The organism is Amylibacter marinus (assembly GCF_030160015.1).
GTDB lineage: Bacteria > Pseudomonadota > Alphaproteobacteria > Rhodobacterales > Rhodobacteraceae > Amylibacter > Amylibacter marinus.
This window is the reverse complement of record NZ_BSNN01000008.1, coordinates 140,350-163,549: the sequence shown is the minus strand read 5'-3', so window position 1 is coordinate 163,549 and position 23,200 is coordinate 140,350. Positions and strand designations below refer to the sequence as shown.

General features: G+C 50.2%; 23 protein-coding genes and 1 tRNA gene. 11 read left to right on the top strand and 13 right to left on the bottom strand.

The features are described 5' to 3' along the window. Positions 1–155: 155 nt before the first annotated feature. Genes QQL62_RS12240 through QQL62_RS12230 form a run of 3 tightly spaced genes read left to right on the top strand, consistent with a single transcriptional unit; the run spans position 156 to position 3,278 of the window. On the top strand, positions 156–1,151 hold the full coding sequence (locus QQL62_RS12240; protein ID WP_284380066.1) for a DctP family TRAP transporter solute-binding subunit: 996 nt from the start codon (positions 156–158) through the stop codon (positions 1,149–1,151). Between the two features lie 60 nt (positions 1,152–1,211). After that, entirely contained in the window at positions 1,212–1,883 is a 672-nt protein-coding gene (locus QQL62_RS12235) for a TRAP transporter small permease (RefSeq protein WP_284379673.1), read from the top strand. Beyond that, positions 1,884–3,278 (top strand): TRAP transporter large permease, encoded by a 1,395-nt coding sequence (locus QQL62_RS12230; RefSeq protein ID WP_284379671.1) that lies wholly within the window; start codon positions 1,884–1,886, stop codon positions 3,276–3,278. Here the strand turns inward: QQL62_RS12230 and QQL62_RS12225 are convergent. Then, positions 3,268–4,182, bottom strand: a complete 915-nt coding sequence (locus tag QQL62_RS12225; protein ID WP_284379666.1) for a LysR family transcriptional regulator — start codon at positions 4,180–4,182, stop codon at positions 3,268–3,270. The genes QQL62_RS12230 and QQL62_RS12225 overlap by 11 nt on opposite strands. Before the next feature lie 98 nt (positions 4,183–4,280). Here QQL62_RS12225 and QQL62_RS12220 point away from each other — a divergent pair, with 98 nt between their 5' ends. After that, a complete protein-coding gene (locus QQL62_RS12220; protein WP_284379664.1) occupies positions 4,281–5,780 on the top strand; it encodes a CoA-acylating methylmalonate-semialdehyde dehydrogenase in 1,500 nt (499 codons plus the stop codon). Between the two features lie 80 nt (positions 5,781–5,860). Here the strand turns inward: QQL62_RS12220 and QQL62_RS12215 are convergent, their stop codons facing one another. From QQL62_RS12215 to infA, 4 genes are read right to left on the bottom strand one after another with little or no spacing between them, the layout of a single operon-like run. Further along, the gene (locus QQL62_RS12215) at positions 5,861–6,037 is read right to left on the bottom strand and encodes a DNA gyrase inhibitor YacG (RefSeq protein WP_284379662.1); all 177 of its coding nucleotides are present in this window, start codon (positions 6,035–6,037) and stop codon (positions 5,861–5,863) included. After that, positions 6,034–7,080: a ribonuclease E/G gene (locus tag QQL62_RS12210; RefSeq protein ID WP_284379657.1), complete on the bottom strand. Its 1,047-nt coding sequence runs from the start codon at positions 7,078–7,080 to the stop codon at positions 6,034–6,036. Before QQL62_RS12210 ends, QQL62_RS12215 begins: the two co-directional genes overlap by 4 nt. Beyond that, positions 7,077–7,661 (bottom strand): Maf family protein, encoded by a 585-nt coding sequence (locus tag QQL62_RS12205; protein WP_284380063.1) that lies wholly within the window; start codon positions 7,659–7,661, stop codon positions 7,077–7,079. The genes QQL62_RS12210 and QQL62_RS12205 overlap by 4 nt, the downstream gene beginning before the upstream one ends. A 4-nt stretch (positions 7,662–7,665) precedes the next feature. After that, positions 7,666–7,884, bottom strand: a complete 219-nt coding sequence (infA, locus tag QQL62_RS12200; RefSeq protein ID WP_008034741.1) for a translation initiation factor IF-1 — start codon at positions 7,882–7,884, stop codon at positions 7,666–7,668. 202 nt (positions 7,885–8,086) lie between these two features. Between infA and upp the strand changes: the two genes are divergently transcribed. Beyond that, positions 8,087–8,719, top strand: coding sequence for a uracil phosphoribosyltransferase (upp, locus tag QQL62_RS12195; RefSeq protein ID WP_284380060.1), 633 nt, complete (start codon positions 8,087–8,089; stop codon positions 8,717–8,719). Between the two features lie 2 nt (positions 8,720–8,721). Here the strand turns inward: upp and QQL62_RS12190 are convergent, their stop codons facing one another. The 6 genes from QQL62_RS12190 to QQL62_RS12165 are packed head-to-tail and all read right to left on the bottom strand — an operon-like array spanning position 8,722 to position 12,852. Then, on the bottom strand, positions 8,722–9,165 hold the full coding sequence (locus tag QQL62_RS12190) for an arsenate-mycothiol transferase ArsC (RefSeq protein WP_284379651.1): 444 nt from the start codon (positions 9,163–9,165) through the stop codon (positions 8,722–8,724). A gap of 2 nt (positions 9,166–9,167) precedes the next feature. Continuing rightward, a complete protein-coding gene (locus QQL62_RS12185; protein ID WP_284379649.1) occupies positions 9,168–9,638 on the bottom strand; it encodes a UPF0262 family protein in 471 nt (156 codons plus the stop codon). Between the two features lie 3 nt (positions 9,639–9,641). Further along, positions 9,642–10,955, bottom strand: coding sequence for a histidinol dehydrogenase (gene hisD, locus QQL62_RS12180; protein WP_284379648.1), 1,314 nt, complete (start codon positions 10,953–10,955; stop codon positions 9,642–9,644). A gap of 8 nt (positions 10,956–10,963) precedes the next feature. Continuing rightward, positions 10,964–11,428 carry a DUF2948 family protein gene (locus QQL62_RS12175; RefSeq protein WP_284379646.1) on the bottom strand — a complete coding sequence of 155 codons (465 nt, stop codon included), beginning with the start codon at positions 11,426–11,428 and terminating at the stop codon, positions 10,964–10,966. Continuing rightward, positions 11,425–12,690 carry a UDP-N-acetylglucosamine 1-carboxyvinyltransferase gene (murA, locus tag QQL62_RS12170; protein WP_284379643.1) on the bottom strand — a complete coding sequence of 422 codons (1,266 nt, stop codon included), beginning with the start codon at positions 12,688–12,690 and terminating at the stop codon, positions 11,425–11,427. The genes QQL62_RS12175 and murA overlap by 4 nt, the downstream gene beginning before the upstream one ends. 15 nt (positions 12,691–12,705) lie before the next feature. After that, positions 12,706–12,852: a hypothetical protein gene (locus QQL62_RS12165; RefSeq protein ID WP_284379641.1), complete on the bottom strand. Its 147-nt coding sequence runs from the start codon at positions 12,850–12,852 to the stop codon at positions 12,706–12,708. Positions 12,853–12,935: 83 nt separating this feature from the next. Between QQL62_RS12165 and QQL62_RS12160 the strand changes: the two genes are divergently transcribed. Together QQL62_RS12160 and QQL62_RS12155 are read left to right on the top strand one after the other, a co-directional pair. Then, positions 12,936–13,010 (top strand) — tRNA-Thr (locus QQL62_RS12160). A 481-nt stretch (positions 13,011–13,491) separates the two neighbouring features. Further along, complete coding sequence (locus QQL62_RS12155) at positions 13,492–14,346, top strand: hypothetical protein (protein WP_284379639.1); 855 nt, start codon at positions 13,492–13,494, stop codon at positions 14,344–14,346. A gap of 390 nt (positions 14,347–14,736) precedes the next feature. On the opposite strand, the gene QQL62_RS12150 is transcribed toward QQL62_RS12155, so the two are convergent. Beyond that, the gene (locus tag QQL62_RS12150; RefSeq protein WP_284379636.1) at positions 14,737–18,351 is read right to left on the bottom strand and encodes a hydantoinase B/oxoprolinase family protein; all 3,615 of its coding nucleotides are present in this window, start codon (positions 18,349–18,351) and stop codon (positions 14,737–14,739) included. Positions 18,352–18,465: 114 nt separating this feature from the next. On the opposite strand from QQL62_RS12150, the gene QQL62_RS12145 reads away from it, so the two are divergent. Genes QQL62_RS12145 through QQL62_RS12130 form a run of 4 tightly spaced genes read left to right on the top strand, consistent with a single transcriptional unit; the run spans position 18,466 to position 22,349 of the window. Next, positions 18,466–19,431, top strand: coding sequence for a TRAP transporter substrate-binding protein (locus tag QQL62_RS12145; RefSeq protein ID WP_284379634.1), 966 nt, complete (start codon positions 18,466–18,468; stop codon positions 19,429–19,431). 60 nt (positions 19,432–19,491) lie between these two features. Continuing rightward, complete coding sequence (locus tag QQL62_RS12140; protein ID WP_284379633.1) at positions 19,492–20,016, top strand: TRAP transporter small permease; 525 nt, start codon at positions 19,492–19,494, stop codon at positions 20,014–20,016. 3 nt (positions 20,017–20,019) lie between these two features. Then, positions 20,020–21,324 (top strand): TRAP transporter large permease, encoded by a 1,305-nt coding sequence (locus QQL62_RS12135; RefSeq protein ID WP_284379631.1) that lies wholly within the window; start codon positions 20,020–20,022, stop codon positions 21,322–21,324. 20 nt (positions 21,325–21,344) lie between these two features. Then, positions 21,345–22,349, top strand: coding sequence for a TRAP transporter substrate-binding protein (locus QQL62_RS12130; RefSeq protein ID WP_284379629.1), 1,005 nt, complete (start codon positions 21,345–21,347; stop codon positions 22,347–22,349). Here the strand turns inward: QQL62_RS12130 and QQL62_RS12125 are convergent. Then, positions 22,346–22,858, bottom strand: a complete 513-nt coding sequence (locus QQL62_RS12125) for a winged helix DNA-binding protein (RefSeq protein WP_284379627.1) — start codon at positions 22,856–22,858, stop codon at positions 22,346–22,348. The genes QQL62_RS12130 and QQL62_RS12125 overlap by 4 nt on opposite strands. Positions 22,859–23,200 lie beyond the last annotated feature (342 nt).

The window sequence follows — 23,200 nt, the reverse complement described above, 5'->3', positions numbered from 1 at the left end:
ACAGAACATCCATGAGATTGCGTATTGATAACTGTTTGTAAAATAATCTTTATTTTCGGGGGGCATATTGGATTTGCCTAAAGAATTTATGACAGCTTTATAATGCTAGCACGATTAGAACACGTGTAATCAATTGGGAGAGAACAATGAAAATTATGTTAAAAGCGGCCTGTGTTGCCGCAGTTGCCTTAGTGCCATCCATCGCCAGCGCCGCTTGTGATTCCGGCGAGGTGGTTATTAAATTTAGCCACGTAACCAACACGGACAAGCACCCTAAGGGAATTGCCGCTAGCCTGCTGGAGCAACGGGTAAATGACGAGATGAACGGCAAGGCCTGTATGGAGGTTTTTCCGAACTCGACGCTGTATAATGATAATAAGGTGTTAGAGGCCATGTTGCAGGGTGATGTGCAATTGGCCGCACCCTCTTTGTCAAAATTTGAAAAATTCACCAAGCAATTCCGCATCTTCGACTTGCCGTTTATGTTTAACAATATCAATGCTGTAGAGGCGTTTCAGGCATCCGATGCTGGTCAAGCCATGCTGGATAGCATGCAGAACCGCGGGCTACAGGGACTGGCCTATTGGCACAATGGCATGAAGCAAATGTCTGCAAACAAGCCTCTTTTGGTTCCAAGTGACGCCAATGGTTTGAAATTCCGCGTACAGTCATCGGATGTGTTGGTTGCCCAAATGGAAGCCATGGGTGCCAGCCCGCAGAAGATGGCCTTCTCTGAGGTTTATGGCGGCTTGCAGCAGGGGGTTGTAGACGGTCAGGAAAATACGTGGTCGAATATTTTCGGCAAGAAGTTCTTCGAGGTTCAAGACGGAACCACCGAAACAGATCACGGTATTCTGGATTACCTTTTGGTCACCAATGTGGATTGGTTAAATGGCTTGGATGCAGATGTGCGTGATCAATTCCTAACGATTGTTTCTGAGGTAACTGAGACACGCAACAAGGAATCCACCGCTGTTAACGCCGCAGCGAAGCAGGCGGTAATTGATGCTGGTGGCGTTGTGCGCCAACTAACAGCCGAGCAACGCGCCGCATGGGTAGACGCGATGAAGCCTGTTTGGGCCAAGTTTGAAGGCGATGTAGGCAAGGCAAATATTGCCGCGGCACAAAAAGCCAATAAGGCGTCTATGTAGAAACGTAAAAGAACAGTGAGACGCGGCCAGTTTGGCCGCGTTTTCATTTGGGGAGCTGAAATGACAAATTCAGGATCTAGAATTGATCATCTAGAAGAAAACATAATCGCATTGTTGTTGGGGATCATGACAGTGCTGACATTCGCCAATGTTGTTGCGCGCTATGTTTTTGTTTCTAATATTTTTTGGGCGCTAGAATTGACGGTGTTTTTGTTCGCTTGGTTGGTATTGCTGGGGGCCTCTTATGCGGTGAAGAAAACCGCACATCTTGGGGTTGATGCCTTGGTGAATATGGCAAGCCCAGAACGCAGGCGTACCTTGGCGCTGGTGGTGACGGGGTGCTGTATCCTTTATGCCGCCTTGCTGATGAAGGGGGCTTGGGATTACTGGGCGCCCTATGCCAACCTGCCCCCGACCGAGGGGCGCTGGTTTCCCATGGGATTCGTCGAGAAATTCCGCGGCAATGGCTGGTATGAAACCCAAGATATTCCTGTGCCGTTTTTTCTGCGCTGGCTAGAGGATGTATTCAACGGGGGGGCCGAGTATGAAAAATTGCCCAAGGTTGTGCCCTACTTGGTGATGCCATTGTCTATGGCGCTGTTGTTATTTCGGTTTGTTCAGGCAGGTGCGCGTGTGTGGCGCGGCGAGATCGATATGATGATTGTCAGCCACGAAGCAGAAGATGATGTGGCCGAGGCTGGCAAAGCACTGGCCGAAGAAGAGGGTAAATAAATGGAACTGTTACTATTATTCACGATGGTGATCGGACTAATGCTGATCGGCGTTCCGATTGCCGTGTCCTTGGGCCTATCGTCTATCCTTTTTTTGCTGGTGTTTTCAGACAGCTCTTTGGCCTCTGTTGCGCAAACCCTGTTCGAGGCCTTTGAGGGGCATTCAACGTTACTGGCGATCCCATTCTTTATTTTGGCATCCTCGTTTATGTCTACGGGTGGAGTGGCCAAGCGGATCATTCGATTCTCGATTGCATTGGTGGGTCATTTTCGCGGGGGGTTGGCCATTGCCGGTGTTCTGGCCTGTATGATTTTTGCCGCCCTATCGGGGTCTTCTCCTGCCACTGTGGTGGCGATTGGATCAATTGTGATCGCGGCCATGCGTCAGGTTGGCTATACCAAGGAGTTTGCCGCTGGGGTTATCTGTAATGCGGGAACCTTGGGCATTCTTATTCCGCCCTCGATTGTGATGGTTGTCTATGCGGCAGCGGTAGAGGTCTCGGTAGGGCGTATGTTCTTGGCCGGGGTTATTCCTGGGCTGTTGGCCGGTACCATGCTGATGATTGGGATCTATGTGATGGCGCGTGTAAAGAACATGCCGTCTGGCGAGTGGAAGGGCTGGCGCGAGGTTTATCAAAGCTTCTCTGATGCTGTATGGGGCCTGTTGTTGATTGCGATTATTATGATTGGGATCTATGGCATCCCCGGCATTACTGGCGCGATCTTCACACCAACCGAGGCGGCGGCGGTGGCATCGATCTATGCCTTTATTGTGGCGTCTTTTATCTATCGTGACATGGGGCCGCTGGCCGCAGGGGAAGATGGTGTGAAATCCTCTCTCTTGCAACGACCACAGGCCTTGGTAACGGCGTTGTGGCACGAGGATACGCGGCGCACATTGTTCGAGGCGGGTAAATTGGTCATCACCCTGATGTTTGTGATTGCCAATGCGTTGTTGCTGAAACATGTGATTACGGACGAGCAACTACCCCAAAAGATCACCGAGGCGATGATATCCTATGGATTTGGGCCGGTGATGTTCTTGATTATTGTCAATATCATCCTGTTGATTGGCGGACAGTTTATGGAACCCTCTGGTCTGTTGGTTATTGTGGCGCCTTTGGTATTCCCGATCGCCATCGAGCTGGGGATTGATCCCATCCATTTGGGCATCATCATGGTGGTGAACATGGAAATTGGCATGATCACACCGCCGGTTGGGCTGAACCTGTTTGTAACCGCTGGGGTTGCTAATATGTCGATGATGGGTGTTGTGCGCGCGGCACTACCGTTTCTGGCGATCATGTTCGTGTTCTTGATCATGATCACATACATTCCAGCGATTTCTACCATATTGCCAAATGCGGTGATGGGCCCAGAGATCGTTACCCACTAGGTGCGGATTTAACCAAGGATTCAAGGCGTGAGATTTCGGATTTTACGCCTTGGGTCAAGAATTTGGAAACTGCAGAAATTTTGTGGTTTTGTACATCATCCTTATGGCGCACTAGATAGAAAGAGCGCTGAACGGATACCTGATCCTGTAACAGCATCTGTAGACCCTGAAAATGGGGTAATGCAAAATCATGCGCCAGACAAATTCCACCCTTGTTTTGGGCCAACTGCATCTGAACCGATACCGAGTTAGAGGACAGGTTTGGCCCCTGATTTGGGGTGATCTCGGCGCTATAATCCAAAGAGCTATCGAATATTAAATCGGGGATATAGCCGATGATCCTGTGGCTTTTCAGCGCCTGTTTGGTGGTGGGGACGGGGTGTTGGGCCAGATAATCACGGTGCGCGGCAAGATGCAGGTGATAGTTCGAAACCTTGCGTACCATCAGGCGGCCAGAGGTCGGCGGCGTGACCATCAATGCGATATCTGCTTCGCGTTTAGATAGGCTAAAAACCCGCGGCAACGATAAGATTTGCAAATCCAGATTGGGGTGCAGGCTGCAAAACTCGGCACAGATTTTCGGTAGAATAAAGTTCGCGATACCATCGGGTGCACCGATGCGAATGGATCCGCTTAGGCTATTGGCTTGTTCGAAAATCGTCCCCTGTAGGGATTTCTCGGTGCTCTCCATCTGTTCGACTTGATCTTGTAATTTCTGCCCAGCCTCGGTTAGAACATAGCCGCGTTGCAGTTTCACAAATAATGTGGCCTTTAGTGCGGTTTCTAGGCGTTGAATGCGCCGCCCCACTGTTGCTGGATCCATTTTCAATGCAGGGGCCGCACCAGAGAGAGAGCCGCGGCGCGCGACCTCTAGGAATACGCGGTAGTCATCCCAATTTGCCATGGAGCCTCTTTGCGTTTTTGCATGATTGATTTGGTATATTGCCTCTTTATATTGTAAAATTGCAGTGTAATACAGGGGGAAATTTACTGGAGGAAAAAATGCAAGAAATATCCAATTTCGTAAATGGCCAAATGACGAAGAGCGCGGCAACCCGCTTCTCGGATGTGTTTAACCCCGCGACTGGTGAAGTGCAGGCGCAATGCCCCTTGGCCACAACCGCCGAGGTTGATGATATTATCGCCAAGGCCGCTGAGGCACAGCCAAAATGGGCAGCAATGAATCCCCAGCGTCGCGCACGGGTTTTCATGAAATTCGTTGATCTGCTAAATCAGAATATGGATAAGCTGGCCGAAGCCCTAAGCCGCGAACACGGCAAAACCCTGCCTGATGCCAAGGGTGATGTTCAGCGTGGGCTAGAGGTTGCTGAATTTTGTATTGGCGCACCGCACTTGTTGAAGGGCGAATTTACCGATAGCGCGGGAACGGGCATCGATATGTATTCTATGAAACAGCCACTGGGCGTTTCTGCAGGCATTACACCCTTTAACTTCCCCGCGATGATCCCGATGTGGATGTTTGCTCCGGCAATTGCCTGTGGCAACGCCTTTGTTCTGAAACCATCCGAGCGTGCGCCGACGGTGCCCTTGATGCTGGCCGAATTGATGAGCGAAGCTGGATTGCCCGATGGGGTTTTGCAGGTGGTTAATGGTGACAAAGAGGCAGTGGATGCCCTATTGCACAACGACACCATTCAATCCATTGGCTTTGTAGGATCGACACCAATCGCCGAATATATCTACGCAACTGGTTGTGCGAACGGCAAGCGGGTTCAATGCTTTGGTGGTGCTAAAAACCACATGATCATTATGCCTGATGCCGATATGAATCAGGCGGCGGATGCGCTGTTGGGTGCTGGTTACGGTGCTGCGGGCGAGCGGTGCATGGCGATTTCTGTGGCGGTACCTGTGGGCGAAGATACTGCGGATCGTTTGATCGAAAAATTGGCACCCAAGGTCGAGGCCTTGAAGGTTGGTCCCTATACCAGCGGTGCGGATGTGGATTATGGCCCTGTGGTCACTAATGCGGCAAAAGACAATATCCTGTCTTTGGTTCAGTCTGGCGTAGATGCCGGTGCGAAATTGGTGGTCGATGGCCGTAATTTCAATCTGCAAGGCTACGAAGATGGGTTCTTTGTCGGGCCGCATTTGTTTGATCACGTAACCCCGGATATGGATATCTATACCAAAGAGATTTTCGGGCCGGTTCTGTGTACTGTGCGTGCTAAAACCTATGAAGAGGCCATCGGCTATGCCATGGATCATGAATACGGCAACGGCACCGCGATTTTCACCCGCGATGGTGACACGGCGCGTGACTTTGCCAACCGGATCAATATCGGCATGGTGGGCGTGAATGTGCCAATTCCTGTGCCATTGGCCTATCACAGCTTTGGTGGCTGGAAGAAATCTGCCTTTGGTGATCTAAACCAGCACGGTACAGATTCGTTCAAGTTCTATACTCGCACCAAGACTGTGACATCGCGTTGGCCATCTGGCCTGAAGGATGGCGGGGAATTTAGCATCCCAACGATGGACTAAGAAAACAGCGCAAAGAATGAAAGCAGCCCTTCGGGGCTGTTTTTTTGTCCGCGCAACGGTGAAACTTGGCGCTTGTAGGGCTAGTGAGGGCCTGTGCCCTGTGGTTGTTCAGGCAGGCTGTCGTCTTCGGAAATGTCATCCGTTTCAATTACATACCCGCCGGTTAGCCATTTCCCCAGATCGATATCCGCACAACGTTTCGAGCAAAAAGGGCGGTATTTTTCATCCGTTGATTTGGAGCAAATAGGGCAACTCATGATAACAGCTCGCTGAGGGGTAGGCGTTCGCGTTTGCGTTGCAACTCAAAATTCCCAAGGTTAGTCCACCCCACCAGAATGGTATCCACCCCATCGCGGCGCAGGGCTGATTGTAGGGCGGTTTCGATCTGGCGGCGATCTTTTTTGGGCGAGGGTGCAAAATCAATGACAATCTGCCCACCAAGGCCGCGCAAAGACAGCTGTTTTGGTAGTTCTTTCGCCGCCGCTAGGTTGGCCTTTAGCCCTGCGCCAAGCGAGAAATCCGCACCTGTGTTCACATCAATCGCCACCAAGGCCGAGGTCGGCTCGATTTCCATGGATGCGCCGTTAGGCAGGCGCACATGCGGGGTTTGCAGCATGTCGATTTGATCTAGGATGCCTAGATATTCAAAACAGCCGGCATCTGTTTCTATGTCGCTGGGTTCAGGATCAATCCAATCGCGCCATGCGCGGGCATGGGCATTGGGTGCGGGTAGTAGCAATTCTGGGGTGCCGCTTTGCTGGGCCATAACGGCCATTGCCGTGGCGGTGGTTTCAGCGATATCTTCGCCGATATCCTCTGCAGGTGCGCCCATGGCCGCAGACCGTATGATTACACCGAAATCAGCTGCATCGCCTTGAAGCGTCTCGTGCACGATTTCCAAAAGCTCTTCGCGCAGGTCATCATCCTTGATCCGGCGGGCAATATTGATGCCCGGGGCGGTCGGGGTGATGATGCAATAACGGCTCTTGAAGATGATCTTGGGAACCACCGGTGTCGCCTTGTGGGGCTCTGCATGGGTTGCGGCCTGAACCAACAAAACCGTGCCCTGCGCGATGCCCTTGGCCCCCTTAAGGAAGCCCTTGGCACCCTTGCCCATATCAAGGATTAGCCCGTTTTGGCCCTTCATCTGCTGGCCTGTTCTAGCGCGGTAGATGGCCTCGGGTTGCACAGCGCCTGCGGGCGGGTCAATCAACAGATCGATCAGCTTTCCATCGCGCAACAATGCGGCTGCAGGGCGACCATCAATGTGATCAAGCGCGGCAATCAGGCCTTTTTTCATGAGCAAGTTCCATCGAATGATACTGGGTACTGGGCCGATGCGAGTAGGGTGGCTGCTTCGGCCAGTGGCAGGCCAACAACATTTGTATAGCTGCCGGAAATAAAGGGGATGAAGGCACTGGCGATACCTTGGATCGCATAACCGCCCGCCTTGCCCTGCCATTCCTTTGATTGGATATACTGCGAGAGCTCTTGGTCGGATAGGCGCTTCATCTTTACACTGGTGGTCACGCTGCGGGTGGTGATTTTTGCGCCGCGGCGCAAGGTCATGGCAGTGGTGACACGGTGGCGTCGCCCGCCCAACAGTTTTAGGTAATCTGCCGCTTGGGCCGCATCTGTAGGTTTGCCCAAGATGCGCAACCCGCAGGCCACGATTGTATCTGCGGTCAGGATTAGAGCCGCGTCATCAGCCGCAATTGCCCGCGCCTTCTCGGCGGCCATACGTTGCACATAGGCAAGGGGGCGTTCGCCCTGTTCGGGCGTTTCGTCTATATCCGCAGGGCGAATTTCATCGGGGTGCACGCCGATTTGCGCCAACAGATCCCGCCGGCGGGGCGAGGCGGATCCAAGGATCAGTTTCAAGGGATTATTTGTAGCGGAAATTAATGCGCCCTTTGGACAGGTCATAGGGGGTCATTTCCACCTGAACCTTGTCACCAGCCAGTACACGAATGCGGTTTTTGCGCATTTTACCAGCGGTATGAGCGATAATTTCATGGCCGTTTTCCAGCTCTACCCGAAATGTGGCATTGGGCAGAAGCTCTACAACGACACCATCGAATTCGAGAAGTTCTTCTTTAGCCATGTGGTCTCCGTTAGTTACGATTGGTGTATATTTTACACCGATGCAGGGCATATGCGCCCCTAGGGGCAAAATATCAAGAGAAAAGGAAAATATGATAAATTTTCGTCCAATGTGGCGTGGATTGAACACGCAATTGCGTTGGATAGCGCTTGAATTACCCCTAAGCCTAGCGCACCCTATGGAAAACATCAGAGGTGCGGATATGCAAAACCATTTAACCATCGTTGACCATCCATTGGTTCAGCACAAATTGACCCATATGCGCGATCAAACCACCCCCACCAATCATTTCAGACAGTTGTTGCGCGAGATTAGCCAGTTATTGGCCTATGAGATCACACGCAACTTGGAAATGAGCGCCAAGACCATTCAAACCCCCATGTGTGAAATGCCCGCACCGGTGATGGCGGGTAAAAAAATGGCGCTGGTTTCTATTTTGCGCGCCGGAAATGGGCTGTTGGATGGGGTTCTGGATTTGGTGCCCTCGGCGCGGGTGGGCTTTGTGGGGCTGTACCGTGATGAAGAGACATTAAAACCGGTGAAATATTATTTTAAGGTACCTGCACAGCTGGATCAGCGACTGGTCATTGCCGTGGACCCGATGCTGGCCACGGGGAATTCATCGATTGCCGCCATTGACATGCTGAAAGAGGCAGGCGCACGCAACATTCGGTTTTTGTGCTTGCTGGCATCGCCCGAGGGTGTGGCGGCGATGAAGGTCGCGCATCCTGATGTGCCGATTGTAACGGCCTCGGTAGATGAGAAGTTGAACGATCAGGGGTATATTATTCCTGGGCTTGGTGATGCTGGCGATCGCATGTTTGGCACCAAATAGCGCTATTGGGGGAAACGTTTGGCAATGCGATTGATGATATCATCGCGCACTGCACGATAGGAAATTAAGTTTGCCTCGCGGCTATCGCCGGCTCCGGTCGGATCGGCGATGTCCCAAAACTCTACGCCTACGGCGGCATCCTTGGTTAAGTCGCGTACCATGCTGGCTGAGGCCGGCGATAGCGCTATGATCAAATCATAGCTTTCCAGATCATCGCCAAAATCCGCAAGGTCTTCGAAAGAACGTACCTGATGTTTTTCCAGTTCTACGCCGACTTCGGCACAGACGGTAATGCTAAACCCATCGATGTCTTTGATGTTTTTAACCCCTGCCGATTGCACGAAACTTTTGGTACCCACATGTTTTTTCATCAGGCCTTCGGCCATAGGAGAGCGGATCGAATTATGATCACAGCAAAACAGAACAGAAGAGGGAAGGTTATTCATGACTATCCTCTGAAATGTAGGGCGCAGATAAGCGTGAAGAGGCGGCGCGCGGTTTGTTCGTCGATCTCGATTTTACCCGAAAGGCGCTCGCGCAGTTGTTCGGCACCTTCGTTATGGATGCCACGCCGGCCCATATCTATTGCCTCGATTTGGGCCGGAGGCAGGGTAGATACGGCCTTAAAATAGCTCTCTACGATCTGAAAGTAATCTTTGATCACCTGACGTAGGGGCGATAGGGAAATCAGAAACTGCGCAACAGGTGCATCGTTGGTAGCCGAGATATCAAACACCAAGCGGCGGTCATTGATCCCAAGGGTCAATTTATACGGCCCATCGGGTGCGCCCTCTTTGATGATCTCGAAGCTGTTTTCCTCGAGCAGGTCAAAAATGGCGATGCGTCGCTCTTGGGCGATTTCTGGCGTTGGCTCGGGGAGCCCGCGATCATCAAGGGTAAGATCAGTGAGAAATGACATGAATTAACTTTGCGTATCTTTGTTCAATTGGTCAAGGCGTGCGCGTACAGATAGCCCATGGGCCTCTAGGCTTTCTGATTTTGCTAAGGTCTCTGCAGAGGGGCCTATGGCAGCAAGGGCGGCTGGTGTCATGCGCGATAGGGTGGTGCGTTTCATGAAATCTAGAACTGATAGGCCAGATGAGAAGCGCGCGGAGCGTGCGGTGGGCAATACGTGGTTTGGGCCACCAATATAATCGCCAATGGCCTCGGGAGTATAAGCGCCGATGAAAATAGCCCCAGCGTGCCGGATTTTTTGGGCGTAACTCTCAGCGTCTTGAACGCAGAGCTCTAGGTGCTCGGGGGCAAGACGGTCTGATAGGGTGGCGGCCTGTTCTAGGTCTTGGCAGACAATTACTGCGCCGAAATCACGCCAAGATTGGCGCGCGATATCGCGCCGTTCTAGCGTTTCAAGACGCTTTTCCACGGCACGGATCACCCCATGCGCAAAATCAGCATCATCGGTAATCAGGATTGATTGCGCCGAGGCGTCATGTTCGGCCTGCGACAAGAGATCAAGGGCAATCCAATCAGGGTTATTGTCTCGATCAGCGATGATCAAAATCTCAGACGGCCCCGCGATCATATCGATGCCAACATGGCCGTAAACGCGCCGTTTAGCCGCGGCCACGAAGGCGTTCCCTGGGCCGGTAATCGTATCAACCTTGGGGATGGTTTCTGTCCCAAAGGCCATGGCGGCAATGGCCTGTGCGCCGCCAATGCGGTAGATGGTTTCCACCCCAGACAGGCGCGCGGCCAGCAGCACCAGCGGGTTGAATTTACCATTGGGGGTAGGGGCGCAAATAGCAAGGTTTTCCACGCCGGCCACCTGTGCCGGGATTGCATTCATCAAGACCGATGAGGGATAGGAGGCCAGCCCACCGGGCACATAAAGCCCTGCGCGCTCTACCGCCGACCAGCGCCAGCCAAGGCCCTCGCCGTGATCCCCTGTCCACCATTCATTGTTGGGGATTTGGCGTTCGTGATAGGCACGGATGCGGGTCGCGGCCAATTCTAGGGCTGAACGTTCCGCATTTGGGACGGTGGCAATTGCCGCATCTATTTCCGCAGGGCTGAAGGCAAGTGTTTCGGGCGTTAGAGATAGGTGATCGAATTTTTCGGTGTATTCAATAAGGGCCTCATCGCCGCGGGATTGCACCTGTGCGATGATCCCAGCCACCACATGGTCCACATCCTGATCGGCCTCGCGTTTGGTGTGCAACAGGGCGGTGAAATCCGCATCGAAATTGGGGTTTTGGGAATTGAGGATAACGGGCATGCGCCCCCCTAGTCGAGTTTATGGGTTGGTCTACGTTTTGAGGGTGCGATATAGGGTTTGGTTGCATCCTTCAAGGTGATGTCGATGCATTCCGCAAACAGGGCGATCTCGCCGTCACCTGCAAGGGTTAGGGTTAACCAGCCAGAGCCGTCTTCGGTGGGGGTGAAGCTTAGCGACAGGATAGATAGAATTTGTTCTTTATTGGCGGGATCAACGCCATCGGTTTTTGCCTTGGTAATGGAATCAAATACCAAAACGGTTTGCACCCGTTCGGCGTCTTGGTTCTTGTTTTCCCAGCGAAATCTATTCAACAGAAGCCCAAAGCGGTTCTCTGCTGGTAGCCATGCGATTTCTGATGCGGGCAGGATTGCGTCTTGGACTAAGGATGAGATCACCGCGATATCATCCGCGTCTTGGGCCTTTAGGCGGATTGGTTTTTCTGATCCATCCTCAAATCTTGCATCTTGTGTCATTCTTTGATCCGTTCGATGTTGGCACCAATCCCGCGGAATTTTGATACGACTTTTTCATAGCCACGATCAAGGTGGTAAACCCGTGCAACACGGGTTTCGCCCTGTGCGGCCAGCCCTGCAAGGATCAGCGATACAGAGGCCCGCAGATCCGTGGCCATCACGGGCGCACCCTTCAGTTGGTCGACACCGGTCACTGTGGCGGTGCCGCCCTGTACATCGATGTTTGCGCCCATACGCACCAATTCGGGCGCGTGCATAAAACGGTTTTCGAATATAGTCTCGCTGAGCACAGATTTTCCGTTGGCGGTACATAGCAGAGCCATCATCTGGGCCTGTAGGTCGGTCGGGAACCCGGGGAAGGGCTCTGTTGTGATATCTACCGCATGGATACGGCCATTAGCGCGCGCGACCTTTAGACCGCGCTGGGTTTCTGTAATGACAACGCCGGCCTCTTCCAGTTTTTGGCAAAAGGATTCCAGTAATGCGCGTTTGCCACCCAGCAATTCCACCTCGCCGCCCGCGATTATTGGGGCCAGCATATAGGTGCCTAATTCGATGCGGTCGGTGACCACAGAGTGGGTGGCACCACCTAGCTTTTCAACACCCTCAACGGTGATTGTGCTGGTACCATCGCCGCTGATGTTTGCGCCCATTGCGCGTAAAAGATCAGCTAAATCAACAATTTCAGGCTCTCGTGCCACATTTTTAAGAACGGTTGTACCCTTGGCCAGTGTTGCTGCCATCAGCAGGTTTTCTGTGGCCCCAACCGAGGCGAAGGGCATCTCGTATACCGTACCACTAAGGCCACCTGAGGCCTTTGCATGTACATAGCCATCCCGCAGATCGATTTCTGCGCCCATGGCTTCTAGGCCTTTTAGGTGAATGTCTACGGGGCGCGCGCCAATGGCACATCCCCCCGGTAGAGAAACGGCGGCCTGACCATCGCGGGCCAACATTGGCCCCAGAACCAAGATTGATGCACGCATTTTACGTACAATGTCATAGTGCGCCGTGTGATTGGTGATTTCTTTGGTGTGCAGGGCTATGACCTGCCCATCAGAAAGCACGGCGATTTCGGTGCCCAGTGAGGCCAGCAATTCATTGGTGGTAGAGATATCGGACAGCCGAGGCACATTGGTCAGGGTTACGGGCTGATCCGTAAGCAGGGCCGCCGGCATCAATGTGAGGGCGGCATTTTTGGCGCCAGCGATCGGGATTTCCCCGGAGAGGGCACCCCCGCCTTGTACGATGATCGAATCCATATTCAGAGAATCCCCTTACTCGGTGTCATTTTTTGCACGCGCTTGGGCTTTGCGTCGGTGCAAATTCTGGCGTAATTGCTGTTTTAGCCGAGCTTCGCGCGCCTCTGCTTTGATTTTGGCGGTCGATTTCGGCTTGTTTGTCTTGTCTATATCGTTAGTCATGGGGTGCTTTTAAAGTAAGGCGCATCTTTGGTCTAGTTTGCACTTGCGTTTAAAAACGATTTTGCTAAAACCCGCCTCACAGTGCTGCAGTAGCTCAGTGGTAGAGCGCGTCATTGGTAATGACGAGGTCGGGAGTTCAATTCTCCCTTGCAGCACCATTTTTCAAAATTTTGTGAATATCGCGGATTGTTTGCCACTTTGGTGTGTGATTTGCGATTGAGATGGTTTTTTACATTATGGGTATAGTTATGTGGACAGTGTTGATGATTGAGAAATGATTTTCTTTCTGAACTGGAAAATGAATTTGATCGACGTTGATATCAATATTGCATCCTCAATCAGATCTGATCGATTTGGCCGACGTGCATCAAACTCGGAAATGTTCAGTTACATCTGATAATGCATGATTGGGTGGGGTTGTAATTGGACCGCTGGCCCTACATCGCATCGCGCTAGACCAAAGACACGTCATGCATTAACAATGAATTTGGACCAACCCTTGGGGGCCGATCAGAAATTTCGAACGCGCCCTCACTCCTCCCAAGAATAAGGAAACTAAAATTGAAAACAATGCTTTACAAATTTGCGCTCGCGGCAACGCTCGCCCTGTCGACAGGGACAACAGCGATGGCAGATGAAATGAACGAGACAGATATCCGCAACGGCTATTTGGTGCATGGTGCCTTGGCCCAGTATTATCGCTGGTATCAGCTTTATGAACGCCCTGATGGCGGTATAGAGAATGCGCTGGATATTTTGGCCGAGGATGTGGTTGTAGTATCGGGTCTGGGAACAGCGAAGGGCCTGGATGATTATGCCGCGCGCGTCGCGCAATTGCCTGGGCATTGGCAGAACGCGCATGATGTGCGCGATGTGCAGGTCAGCATCAATGATGACGGCACATTGGCTTTGAATGCCGATATCACCTATCTTAACGCAGGCATGTTAGAGAGTGGCAGCATTCGATCCGCGGAACTGACATATACCATGGCAATGACCGCTACCGATGGTGTACTGCCCAAATTTACCGAAATAACCATTTCGCAAAATTCGGATGGCACGGCCGATGCGTTTGTTGATGCCTATGCTGACAATCGTGTGCGCAGCCTTGTACACTATTGGTTGGCCCTTATCGAAGATCCGTCGCGCAACCCCGAACCGGTGCGTGAAATTCTGGCAGATGGGTTCTCTTTAAACTTCTCTTCGGGCGCAATCACAGATTTTGACGGGTTCAAGGCTTGGTTGGCGGGGCCTGGATCGCAGATCGAGGCAAGTACACATGTCATCAGCGGGTTTTCCGTATTCGAAAACGCTGATGGCACCTATGCAATGACTGCTGTTTTTGATTGGGCCGGCATTCTGCCAGATGGGAATGAACTGGTCGCTAAAACCCGCCACAACTGGACTGTGACCAACGATGTAGCAGAACGTTTCGCGCGTATTCTGACGGTCGATGTAGAGGTGTTGGAACCGTTTCGCCCTCGCGCAAAGTAAGTTAGCGAACAATTAAGGGGCAGGGGAAAGCAAACCTGCCCCGATTGCGGGTCTGTCTCCATCCAGTCGCCCTTGATGGCAATTGAACCTGCGCTGCGGCATACAATGCGCATTGGGGTACCAACCAATGACGCTAGAAAGCGTCATACCAAGCCAAGGGCCTGTCTTGTACGAGCATTAATCATAGATCAATTACTGCGGCCTGATCAGACCGGTCAGCAATTATTCTAGCCGATTAATCTGTCCCTAAGTATGTTGAACAAAGGCAAGGGGGCGCAAATTGAACTCTGCGGCCCCTTGCCTTGACGCGTCTTAAGGGTTGCCTCTGCCGATTGGTTTGTTGCTCAAGTTCTGGTTTAAGTAATACTCGGCTTGCAAGTGTGAGTAACACTAGCGATCCATATCGTCACTAACCTCAGTTCCATAGCCGCCGCCACCTGGGGATTTTAAGATGAAGACATCGTTTTGGTTCATGATCGCCACGTCATTTCCATTTAGTATTTCGGTTTGCCCGTTGGCGCGCAGCACAGAATTCTCGCCCGTTGCACCTGGCGCGCCACCTGCAGCGCCGTGTGGTGGAATTTTTCTATGAGACGTTAGAACGGTCACCGTCATTGGCTCTTTGAAGCGCAACTTCCTAATGATGCCATTCCCACCATTAAATGCACCAGCACCTCCCGATCCACGTCGTATTGAAAATTCATCAACCTGTACCGGAAAACGAGTTTCTAAAACTTCGGGGTCAGTCATACGTGTATTGGTCATATGGCTGTGAACAGCATCAGCGCCGTGAAAACCGTCACCAGCACCTGTTCCCCCGCAAATGGTTTCGTAGTTTTGCATCTGCTCGTTACCATAAACGAAGTTATTCATCGTTCCCTGGCTTCCAGCGATGACACCCAATGCGCCATACAAAGTATCAGCAATGGCTTGGCTAACCTCGGTATTCCCTGAAATAACGGCCGCGGGTGAAACCGGATTGATCATTGTTCCGGTCGGTACGGTTAGGCTAAGGGGTTTTAGGCATCCTTCGTTCATTGGAATATTTGACCCAACAAGGGTTCGGAATACATATAAAACTACCGCACGGCAAATCGATAGCGGCGCATTATAATTCATTTTATCTTGTGGTGATGTTCCGGTGAAATCCAGATGAGCTTCGCGTGTGGCTTTATCCACTTTGATCGATACTTTTATCTGTGCTCCGCTGTCTAACGGGTAGGTAAATTGGCAATCGTGCAAAACATCCAAGACGCGGCGCACGCTTTCCTCTGCGTTGTCTTGTACGTGCCCCATGTAGGCGTGAACAACATCAGATCCGAATTGTCGTGTGATTTTCATTAATTCACGTTCGCCTGTCGCATTCGCAGCGACTTGTGCTGCTAGATCAGCCATGTTTTGATCTATATTGCGGCAAGGGTATTCACCTGACGAAAGTAATTTGCGGGTTTCATCTTCCTGTAATACGCCTTGCTTCACCAATAAGAAATTATCGATCAAGACTCCCTCATGCGCAATATGCGAGCTATCAGGTGGAGCAGAACCGGGAGTGGTTCCGCCGATGTCTGCATGGTGGCCGCGCGATGCAACTGTGTAAATTATATTCGAGCCGGATTGGTCAAAAATTGGCGTGATAACCGTAACATCAGGCAAATGTGTGCCGCCATTGTAGGGGTTGTTCATCATAAAGACGTCGCCTTGACGAATCTTACCTCTATTTTGTTCTAGGATTGAGCGAACGCTTTCTGACATGGAGCCCAGGTGCACGGGCACATGTGGTGCATTCGCGACCAAATCGCCTTGAGCGTCGAAAATCGCACAAGAGAAATCCAATCTCTCTTTGATGTTCACAGAGTAGGCCGTGTTTGCAAGTGTTGCGCCCATTTGGTCTGCAATGGACATGAATAGGTTGTTGAATACTTCAAGCATTACCGGATCAACTGTTGTTCCGATCGCCTCTGAACGTTGAAGTGGAACAATTCGCCTGAGTATCAGGTTTCCACCAGCAACACATTCTGCCTCCCAACCGTTCTCAATGATGTTTGTGCCGGTAGGCTCGGTTAAAATCGCAGGGCCTGCCACCTTCTCTCCGGTTGACAGTGTCGTGCGATCAACCAAGGGAACATCGCGAAACTTGCCATTGCTGAACATTCGCGCAGTTTGCGCCCCCGATTTTTCAACCAAGGTGTCAGGTAGGGTAACGGTCTCACCTGTGGATCCAATTGCCTCAGCTGTTAGAAGATCTATGATTAAGTCCGCATATTTTGGTACGAAACCAAATCGTTGCTTGTGAACCGTCGCGAATGCATCCGCCATATCTTCTGGTGTTCCAAAGGGGACCTCCAAAGTTTGATGTGATCCATCAGTTCTAATATGCGCTGTCGAAACCACGTGAATGTCCTGCTCGTGTACGCCTTGATCGGATACCTCTGATACGGCGGCAAGGGTTAGACGCTCCAAAACCGATTTCGCTTGATTTACATTATTGATTGAGCTGGATAGCTGATGTTCGTGAATAGCGCGCACATCCGCTAAACCCATTCCGAATGCAGAAAGAACACCGGCGAAAGGGTGAATGAAGACGCTTTCCATACCAAGTGTATCAGCGACCAAACAGGCATGCTGACCACCCGCACCGCCAAAGCAATTCATGGTATATTTTGTTACATCATAGCCGCGTTGGACGCTGATCTTTTTGATTGCATTGGCCATGTTTTCAACGGCAATCCTCAGGAAACCTTCGGCAATTTCTTCAACAGATTTCCCGTTGTCAATTTTCGATGCCAGCTGTTCAAATTTGGTTCGAACAATTGTTGCGTCTAGTGGTTGATCGCCGTTGGGCCCGAATACGGAGGGAAATTGTGATGGCTGTAATTTTCCAAGTAAAACGTTGCAATCGGTAACTGTTAATGGGCCGCCTCGACGATAGGCGGCTGGGCCTGGGTTTGCGCCTGCACTTTCGGGGCCAACTTGCATACGTCCATCTCTGTACGACAATATTGAACCGCCACCAGCAGCTACCGTATGAATTGACATCATAGGCGCGCGCATTCTGACACCTGCGACTTCAGTTTCAAAAGAGCGCTCAAAATCCCCCGCATAGTGGCAAACGTCGGTTGACGTACCGCCCATATCGAATCCGATCAAGCGATCCAATTTTAAATCGGCGGCTGTACGCACCATGCCAACAACGCCGCCAGCGGGGCCAGATAGAATTGCATCTTTACCCTGAAATAATTTGGCATCGGTCAATCCACCATTAGATTGCATGAACATCAAACTGTCACAGCCACCTTCCGCAGCATTAAGAGCGGTGGTAACTTGGTGAACATAGCGACGTAAGATTGGCGATAAATAGGCATCAACAACAGCGGTGTCCCCACGCGATACCAGCTTTATAAGCGGGCTTGCTTCGTGGCTAAGTGTAATCTGTTGAAACCCAATTTGCTTCGCAATTCTACCGATTGTTTTTTCGTGTTCTGTGTGTCGATAAGAATGCATCAATGCGATAGCGACTGAACGAAAGCCATTATCGAAGGCCTTTAGGAGCTCTGTGCGCGTCGCATCCAAGTTTAATTCGGTAACGATAGAGCCATCTGCATCGATGCGTTCTTCTATTTCAATAACATCGTCATAAAGAAGTTCCGGGAGTTGAATGTCCAAATCAAAAAGATCGGGGCGATTTTGATACCCAATTCGTAACAGATCACCAAACCCTTTGGTTATAAGTAACAGGGTTTGCTCACCTTTTCGCTCAAGAAGGGCGTTGGTCGCGACCGTGGTGCCCATTTTTACGGCAGAAATTTTCCCGCTTGGAATGTTGGCTCCCTTGACGTCAAGTAGCGTTTTGATCCCGTGCACTGCCGCATCTGGATACATTTCAGGATTTTCCGACAGGAGTTTGTGGGTTAAGAGGCTTCCGTCAGGCTTACGCGCGACGATATCCGTAAAGGTACCACCCCGGTCGACCCAGAATTGCCACTTGTCCGCTGTTACCTTATCCAAATCATTCTCCTCGAATCAAAATGTTCTTGCTTTATTGGTATAACGCTGACAAATTGTCAACGTAATGACAAGGAAAAGATTCGGATGTTCTGAATTTAAAAACAGGAGAGTACAATGAAAATGACACTTAAAATAGCAGCCGCTGCGGCTGTCGCCCTAGCAACAAGTGCGGCCGCCGAAAATTGGGATATGCCAACGCCATATGGTGATACGACCTTCCACACACAAAACATTTCACAGTTTGCAGACGATCTGCGCGCTGCAACCAATGGTTCACTTGATATTACTGTACACTCGGCTGGATCTCTTTTTCCGCATGCAGAAATCAAGGGCGCGGTTCGAAATCGCCAAGTTGCAATTGGTGAATTTTTTCTATCACGTTTGTCAAACGAAGATTTGGCCTATGGTGTAGACAGTCAACCTTTTGTTGCGACGAGCTACGAAGATGCAAAGGCACTATGGGCCGCGCAACGACCAGTGATTACAGAGCTGTTGGCTGAGCAAGGCTTGTTACCCTTGTTTTCGGTTCCATGGCCAGCGCAGGGCCTATATACTAATGGTGAAATCAAGACAGTTGCCGACCTAAATGGTCTACGCTTCCGTGCTTATAATGCTGCGCTAGAAGAGTTTGCAACATTGGCAGGCGCTGCTCCTGTACAAATCGAAGCTTCAAATATCCCTCAAGCATTCGCGACCGGTCAGGTTGCGGCGATGATTACCTCACCTTCAACGGGTGTGAATTCTACAGCTTGGGATTTTGTTACGCATTACACGCCAATCAATGCATGGGTTCCAAAAAATATCGTCGTTGTGAACAAGAGAATGTTTGATGGTCTAGATGCCGAAACACAAGCTGCTGTCCTTGCTGCCGCTGAAGCAGCGGAAATACGCGGCTGGGAAATGTCCGCTGCGGAAGCCGAAGCGAAGACAACTGCCTTGGCCGAAAACGGGATCACCGTTTATACGCCAAGCCCAGAATTGGTTTCTGATCTTAAGGCAATCGGTGGTACCATGCTTGATAATTGGAACGCCAAAGCTTCAGATAAAGCGAAGTCAATCTTGAGCACTTATCAAAAATAAATTGCATTTATCGGGATGGTGGATGGTTCTGCTATCCCGATATCTCCAAAGGGGGGGACAATGAGCAAGTTTTTCGAACGGCTTTATGATCTATCAGGAAAGATCGCTGGAGGGTTAATCTTGGCAATTTGTCTATTGATAACCGCCCAAATAATTCTGAATGCTTTCGGGCGTTTGGCCCCAGGAATTCTGCCATCAACAATCCCGTCATATGCAGATTTTTCTGGCTTTATGCTTGCTGGCGCTACGTTCCTTGCAATGGCGCATACATTGCGTGCTGGTGGACACATACGTGTAAACCTTGTGACGAATATGTTGCCTTTGCGAATTCAATTTTATTTCGAGGCATTGATTTTAACTGTTTCCGCTGGTTTGGTCGCATTTATAACTTGGTTCATGGCTGGGCTGGTTCAAGAAAGTTTGCACTACGGCGATGTTTCCAATGGCATTGTACCAATAGAGTTATGGATCCCACAAAGCATCGCAACCTTTGGTTTAGGTCTTCTATGTGTTGCGATCTTGCATACATTGGTTGACTTGCTACGCGCAGGGAAGCCGATACTAAAAACTCCAGACGAGGTATAGTTCATGTCTGATCCTTTTATAGCCTTAACACTTTTAGTAGTTTTGATTGCTCTCCTCGCTTCTGGGCTATGGGTTGCGATTTCATTATCCCTTGTGGGGCTCGTCGGTTTGGTTGCGTTTTCCAATGCTCCAGCGGGTCTTATTGTTGCAACGACCTTTTGGGGGCATTCACACAGTTGGGCATTGACCGCGCTCCCTTTGTTTATTCTGATGGGTGAAATACTTCTTAGATCGCGGATGAGTGACGACATGTTCACAGGCCTAGCGCCATGGCTTGGACGGGCACCCGGTCGTCTGTTGCACGTCAATATCTTTGGTTGTGCAGTGTTTGCTGCTGTGTCTGGTTCTTCTGCCGCAACAGCTGCAACTATAGGGCGGATGTCAGTCCCTGAGTTGACGAAACGCGGCTATCCAGAAAGTTTGATTTTAGGCACTTTGGCAGGGTCTGCCACACTGGGGCTATTAATACCTCCATCAATTATCCTGATCGTTTACGGTGTGGCAACCGAGCAATCCATTGCGCGTTTGTTCGTGGCGGGTGTGTTGCCAGGTATCATGTTGATTGGATTATTCGCTGGTTATGTTGCTGTTCGTGCGTGGCTGAATCCCAACCTTATCCCAGCAATCGAGCAGAAGTTTTCCTTCAAGGAAAAATTAATGGCTTCGCGCCGATTGCTCCCCGTGGCATTACTTATCGGTGGCGTGATTGGGTCTATCTATGGTGGTCTGGCATCTCCAACGGATGCAGCTGCGCTAGGGGTTGTACTTGCAACCATTTTGGCATGGGCGTCGGGATCTTTTAGTTGGGCGCTATTTGGTGCTGCGGTTATGTCGGCTACACGTACATCTTGTATGATTGCCTTGATATTGCTAGGGGCTGCTTTTCTGTCTATTTCAATGGGCTTTACTGGATTGCCTCGCAATCTAGCAGCTTGGATTTCAGATATGAATTTGTCCGTGCCTGCATTGTTGGTCGCGCTAACTATATTCTTTATCGTGTTGGGATGCTTTTTAGACGGTATTTCGGTCATTGTTTTAACGACTTCTATCATAATGCCGATGGTTTCTGCGGTTGGAATTGACCCTTTGTGGTTCGGAATCTATCTTGTAATTGTTGTGGAAATGAGCCAAATTACACCACCGGTGGGATTCAACCTATTTGTAATTCAAGGCCTCACAGGGATTGATATCTTACGCATAGCGAAGGCGGCATTCCCTTTTTTCTTGTTGTTGCTTCTAGGGGTCGTTTTGATTTGCGCTTTCCCTCAAATTGTAACATACCTGCCAAACTTGATGGCGCGATCGTAGGGTAATGGGCTTATATTAATATGTATGGTTTCAATGGACGTTTCTTGGGCATAGTGTCTTTCTGTTTTGGCCTCCTAAATTCACTAGGGGGCCATTCTGTTGCGGTGCATGCCAATCCAATGATTGTCTCCTCACCCTATTCAAAAGAAACGTTTCATGTCGTAAATCTCCAAAATTTTATAAATGCTTTGCAAAAAGAGGTGTGGCCAAACAACGACCTGTCTTTGTATCCCAGCGCAAGCCGGGTGCCCCATGCGGACAGCCTTGAAGCTGTTAGAACCAATGAAATACAAATCGCTGAAGTTTTCATGTCGCGCTTAAATGAGTTGCATCCAATTTTTACTGCGGACTCGATACCGTTTTTGGCAACAAATTATGAGGATGCGGCTGCGTTGTGGGCATCACAAAAAAATCTTGTAAACGAGGTTTTGGCCGATCATGGGGTGATGGCGTTATACGCGGTTCCGTGGCCTGCCCAAAATTTCTATTCAAATATCGAATTGTCGGCAGGGGAAAAATTTAGTGGAAAGAAGTTGCGATCCTATAGCGCAACAATCTCCAGTATGGCAACCTTGCTTGGCGCTGAACCAGTTTTGGTAGAAGCAAAGGATTTAGACGCTGCACTGGCGGCTAAGCAGGTCGATATTGTTGTGACGTCGCCTTCCACGGGGGTGTCTGCTCGTTTGTGGAAACATACAACCAAATATACTAAGGTTGGCGGTTGGATTCCCAAAAACATTGTTTTGATTAACAAGCGCCTCTTTGATGATCTTGAATCCGATCAACAACAAAAGCTTTTGGAAATTGCTCAAGAATATGAACAAAGAGGTTGGACGCTAAGCAAAAAAGAAACAGCCGAAAAAGAGAGCATTCTACAGGAAATGGGGATGACGGTTCTTGAACCGACAGAGGCACTCTTGGCGGATCTAAATGATGCAGGTGCGACAATGTTTGACGATTGGCGGAAAAGTTCCCGAAGTTGGCTGCAAAAGAACTTGCCTGTTAAAAATGATGGCGACAACTAAAACGAAGATGCAGCACGACTTGCTTGGTCGTATTGCCCAGACAGGGCACGAAGATTGCTGGCGATCTCTCTCATTTCGTGGCCAGAGATATCAAGTTTGGTTAAGCCATCCAGAAAACACCGGTCACGCACTTCTCTGTATCCTTCGCACAGCACTTCACCGCTTGATGAGGTGCGATAGAAGACTTCCTTGCCGCGCTTGTCAGAAGTGATCAGCTCCATTTTAAGTAACTTCCGCAATGCATAATTCACTGTATGTGTGTCTTCTATATTTAAAAGAAAACAAATATCAGTTAAGCGTTTGTCGCGACCACGGTGATTAGTGTTATGTAATACCAAGATTTCAAGAGGTGTTAGATCTGTATTCCCAGCTGCAGACATACAACGTGTCATCCAACGGGAAAACGCATTATAGGCAATAATCATCCCGTACTCGACTTCGGATGCTTCCCAATTCTCGCCGTCTGCCAAATGGCGTGAGGAAACTATTCGTCGCTTTTCTTCTGACATTTCAACTATTCCTTTTACATTTTGACGTCATTACACTGACAAATTATAGTCAATTTAGCGGGAAGGGAAACCAATTTTCTATTCTGCTAAAATGGGCTTGCCGTTGCACTTCTCTCTCGGTTAACAGCGATGTTCTTTATATTGACTGCTGCGGCGCGGCATTTGCGATAGGTGATGTCCTGAGATATTTTTCGTTGCTCGGTCACCATTCGCCAATTTGTCCTTGTGAAAAAGGCGAAATTGCAGATCAATCGCGCACAGGGCAATATCCGCAGTTTCTCCTTCGTAATGCAAATGAAATAAGGCGGTTTGATCGGCGGAACCTCGAGCTCTAATTCTTAA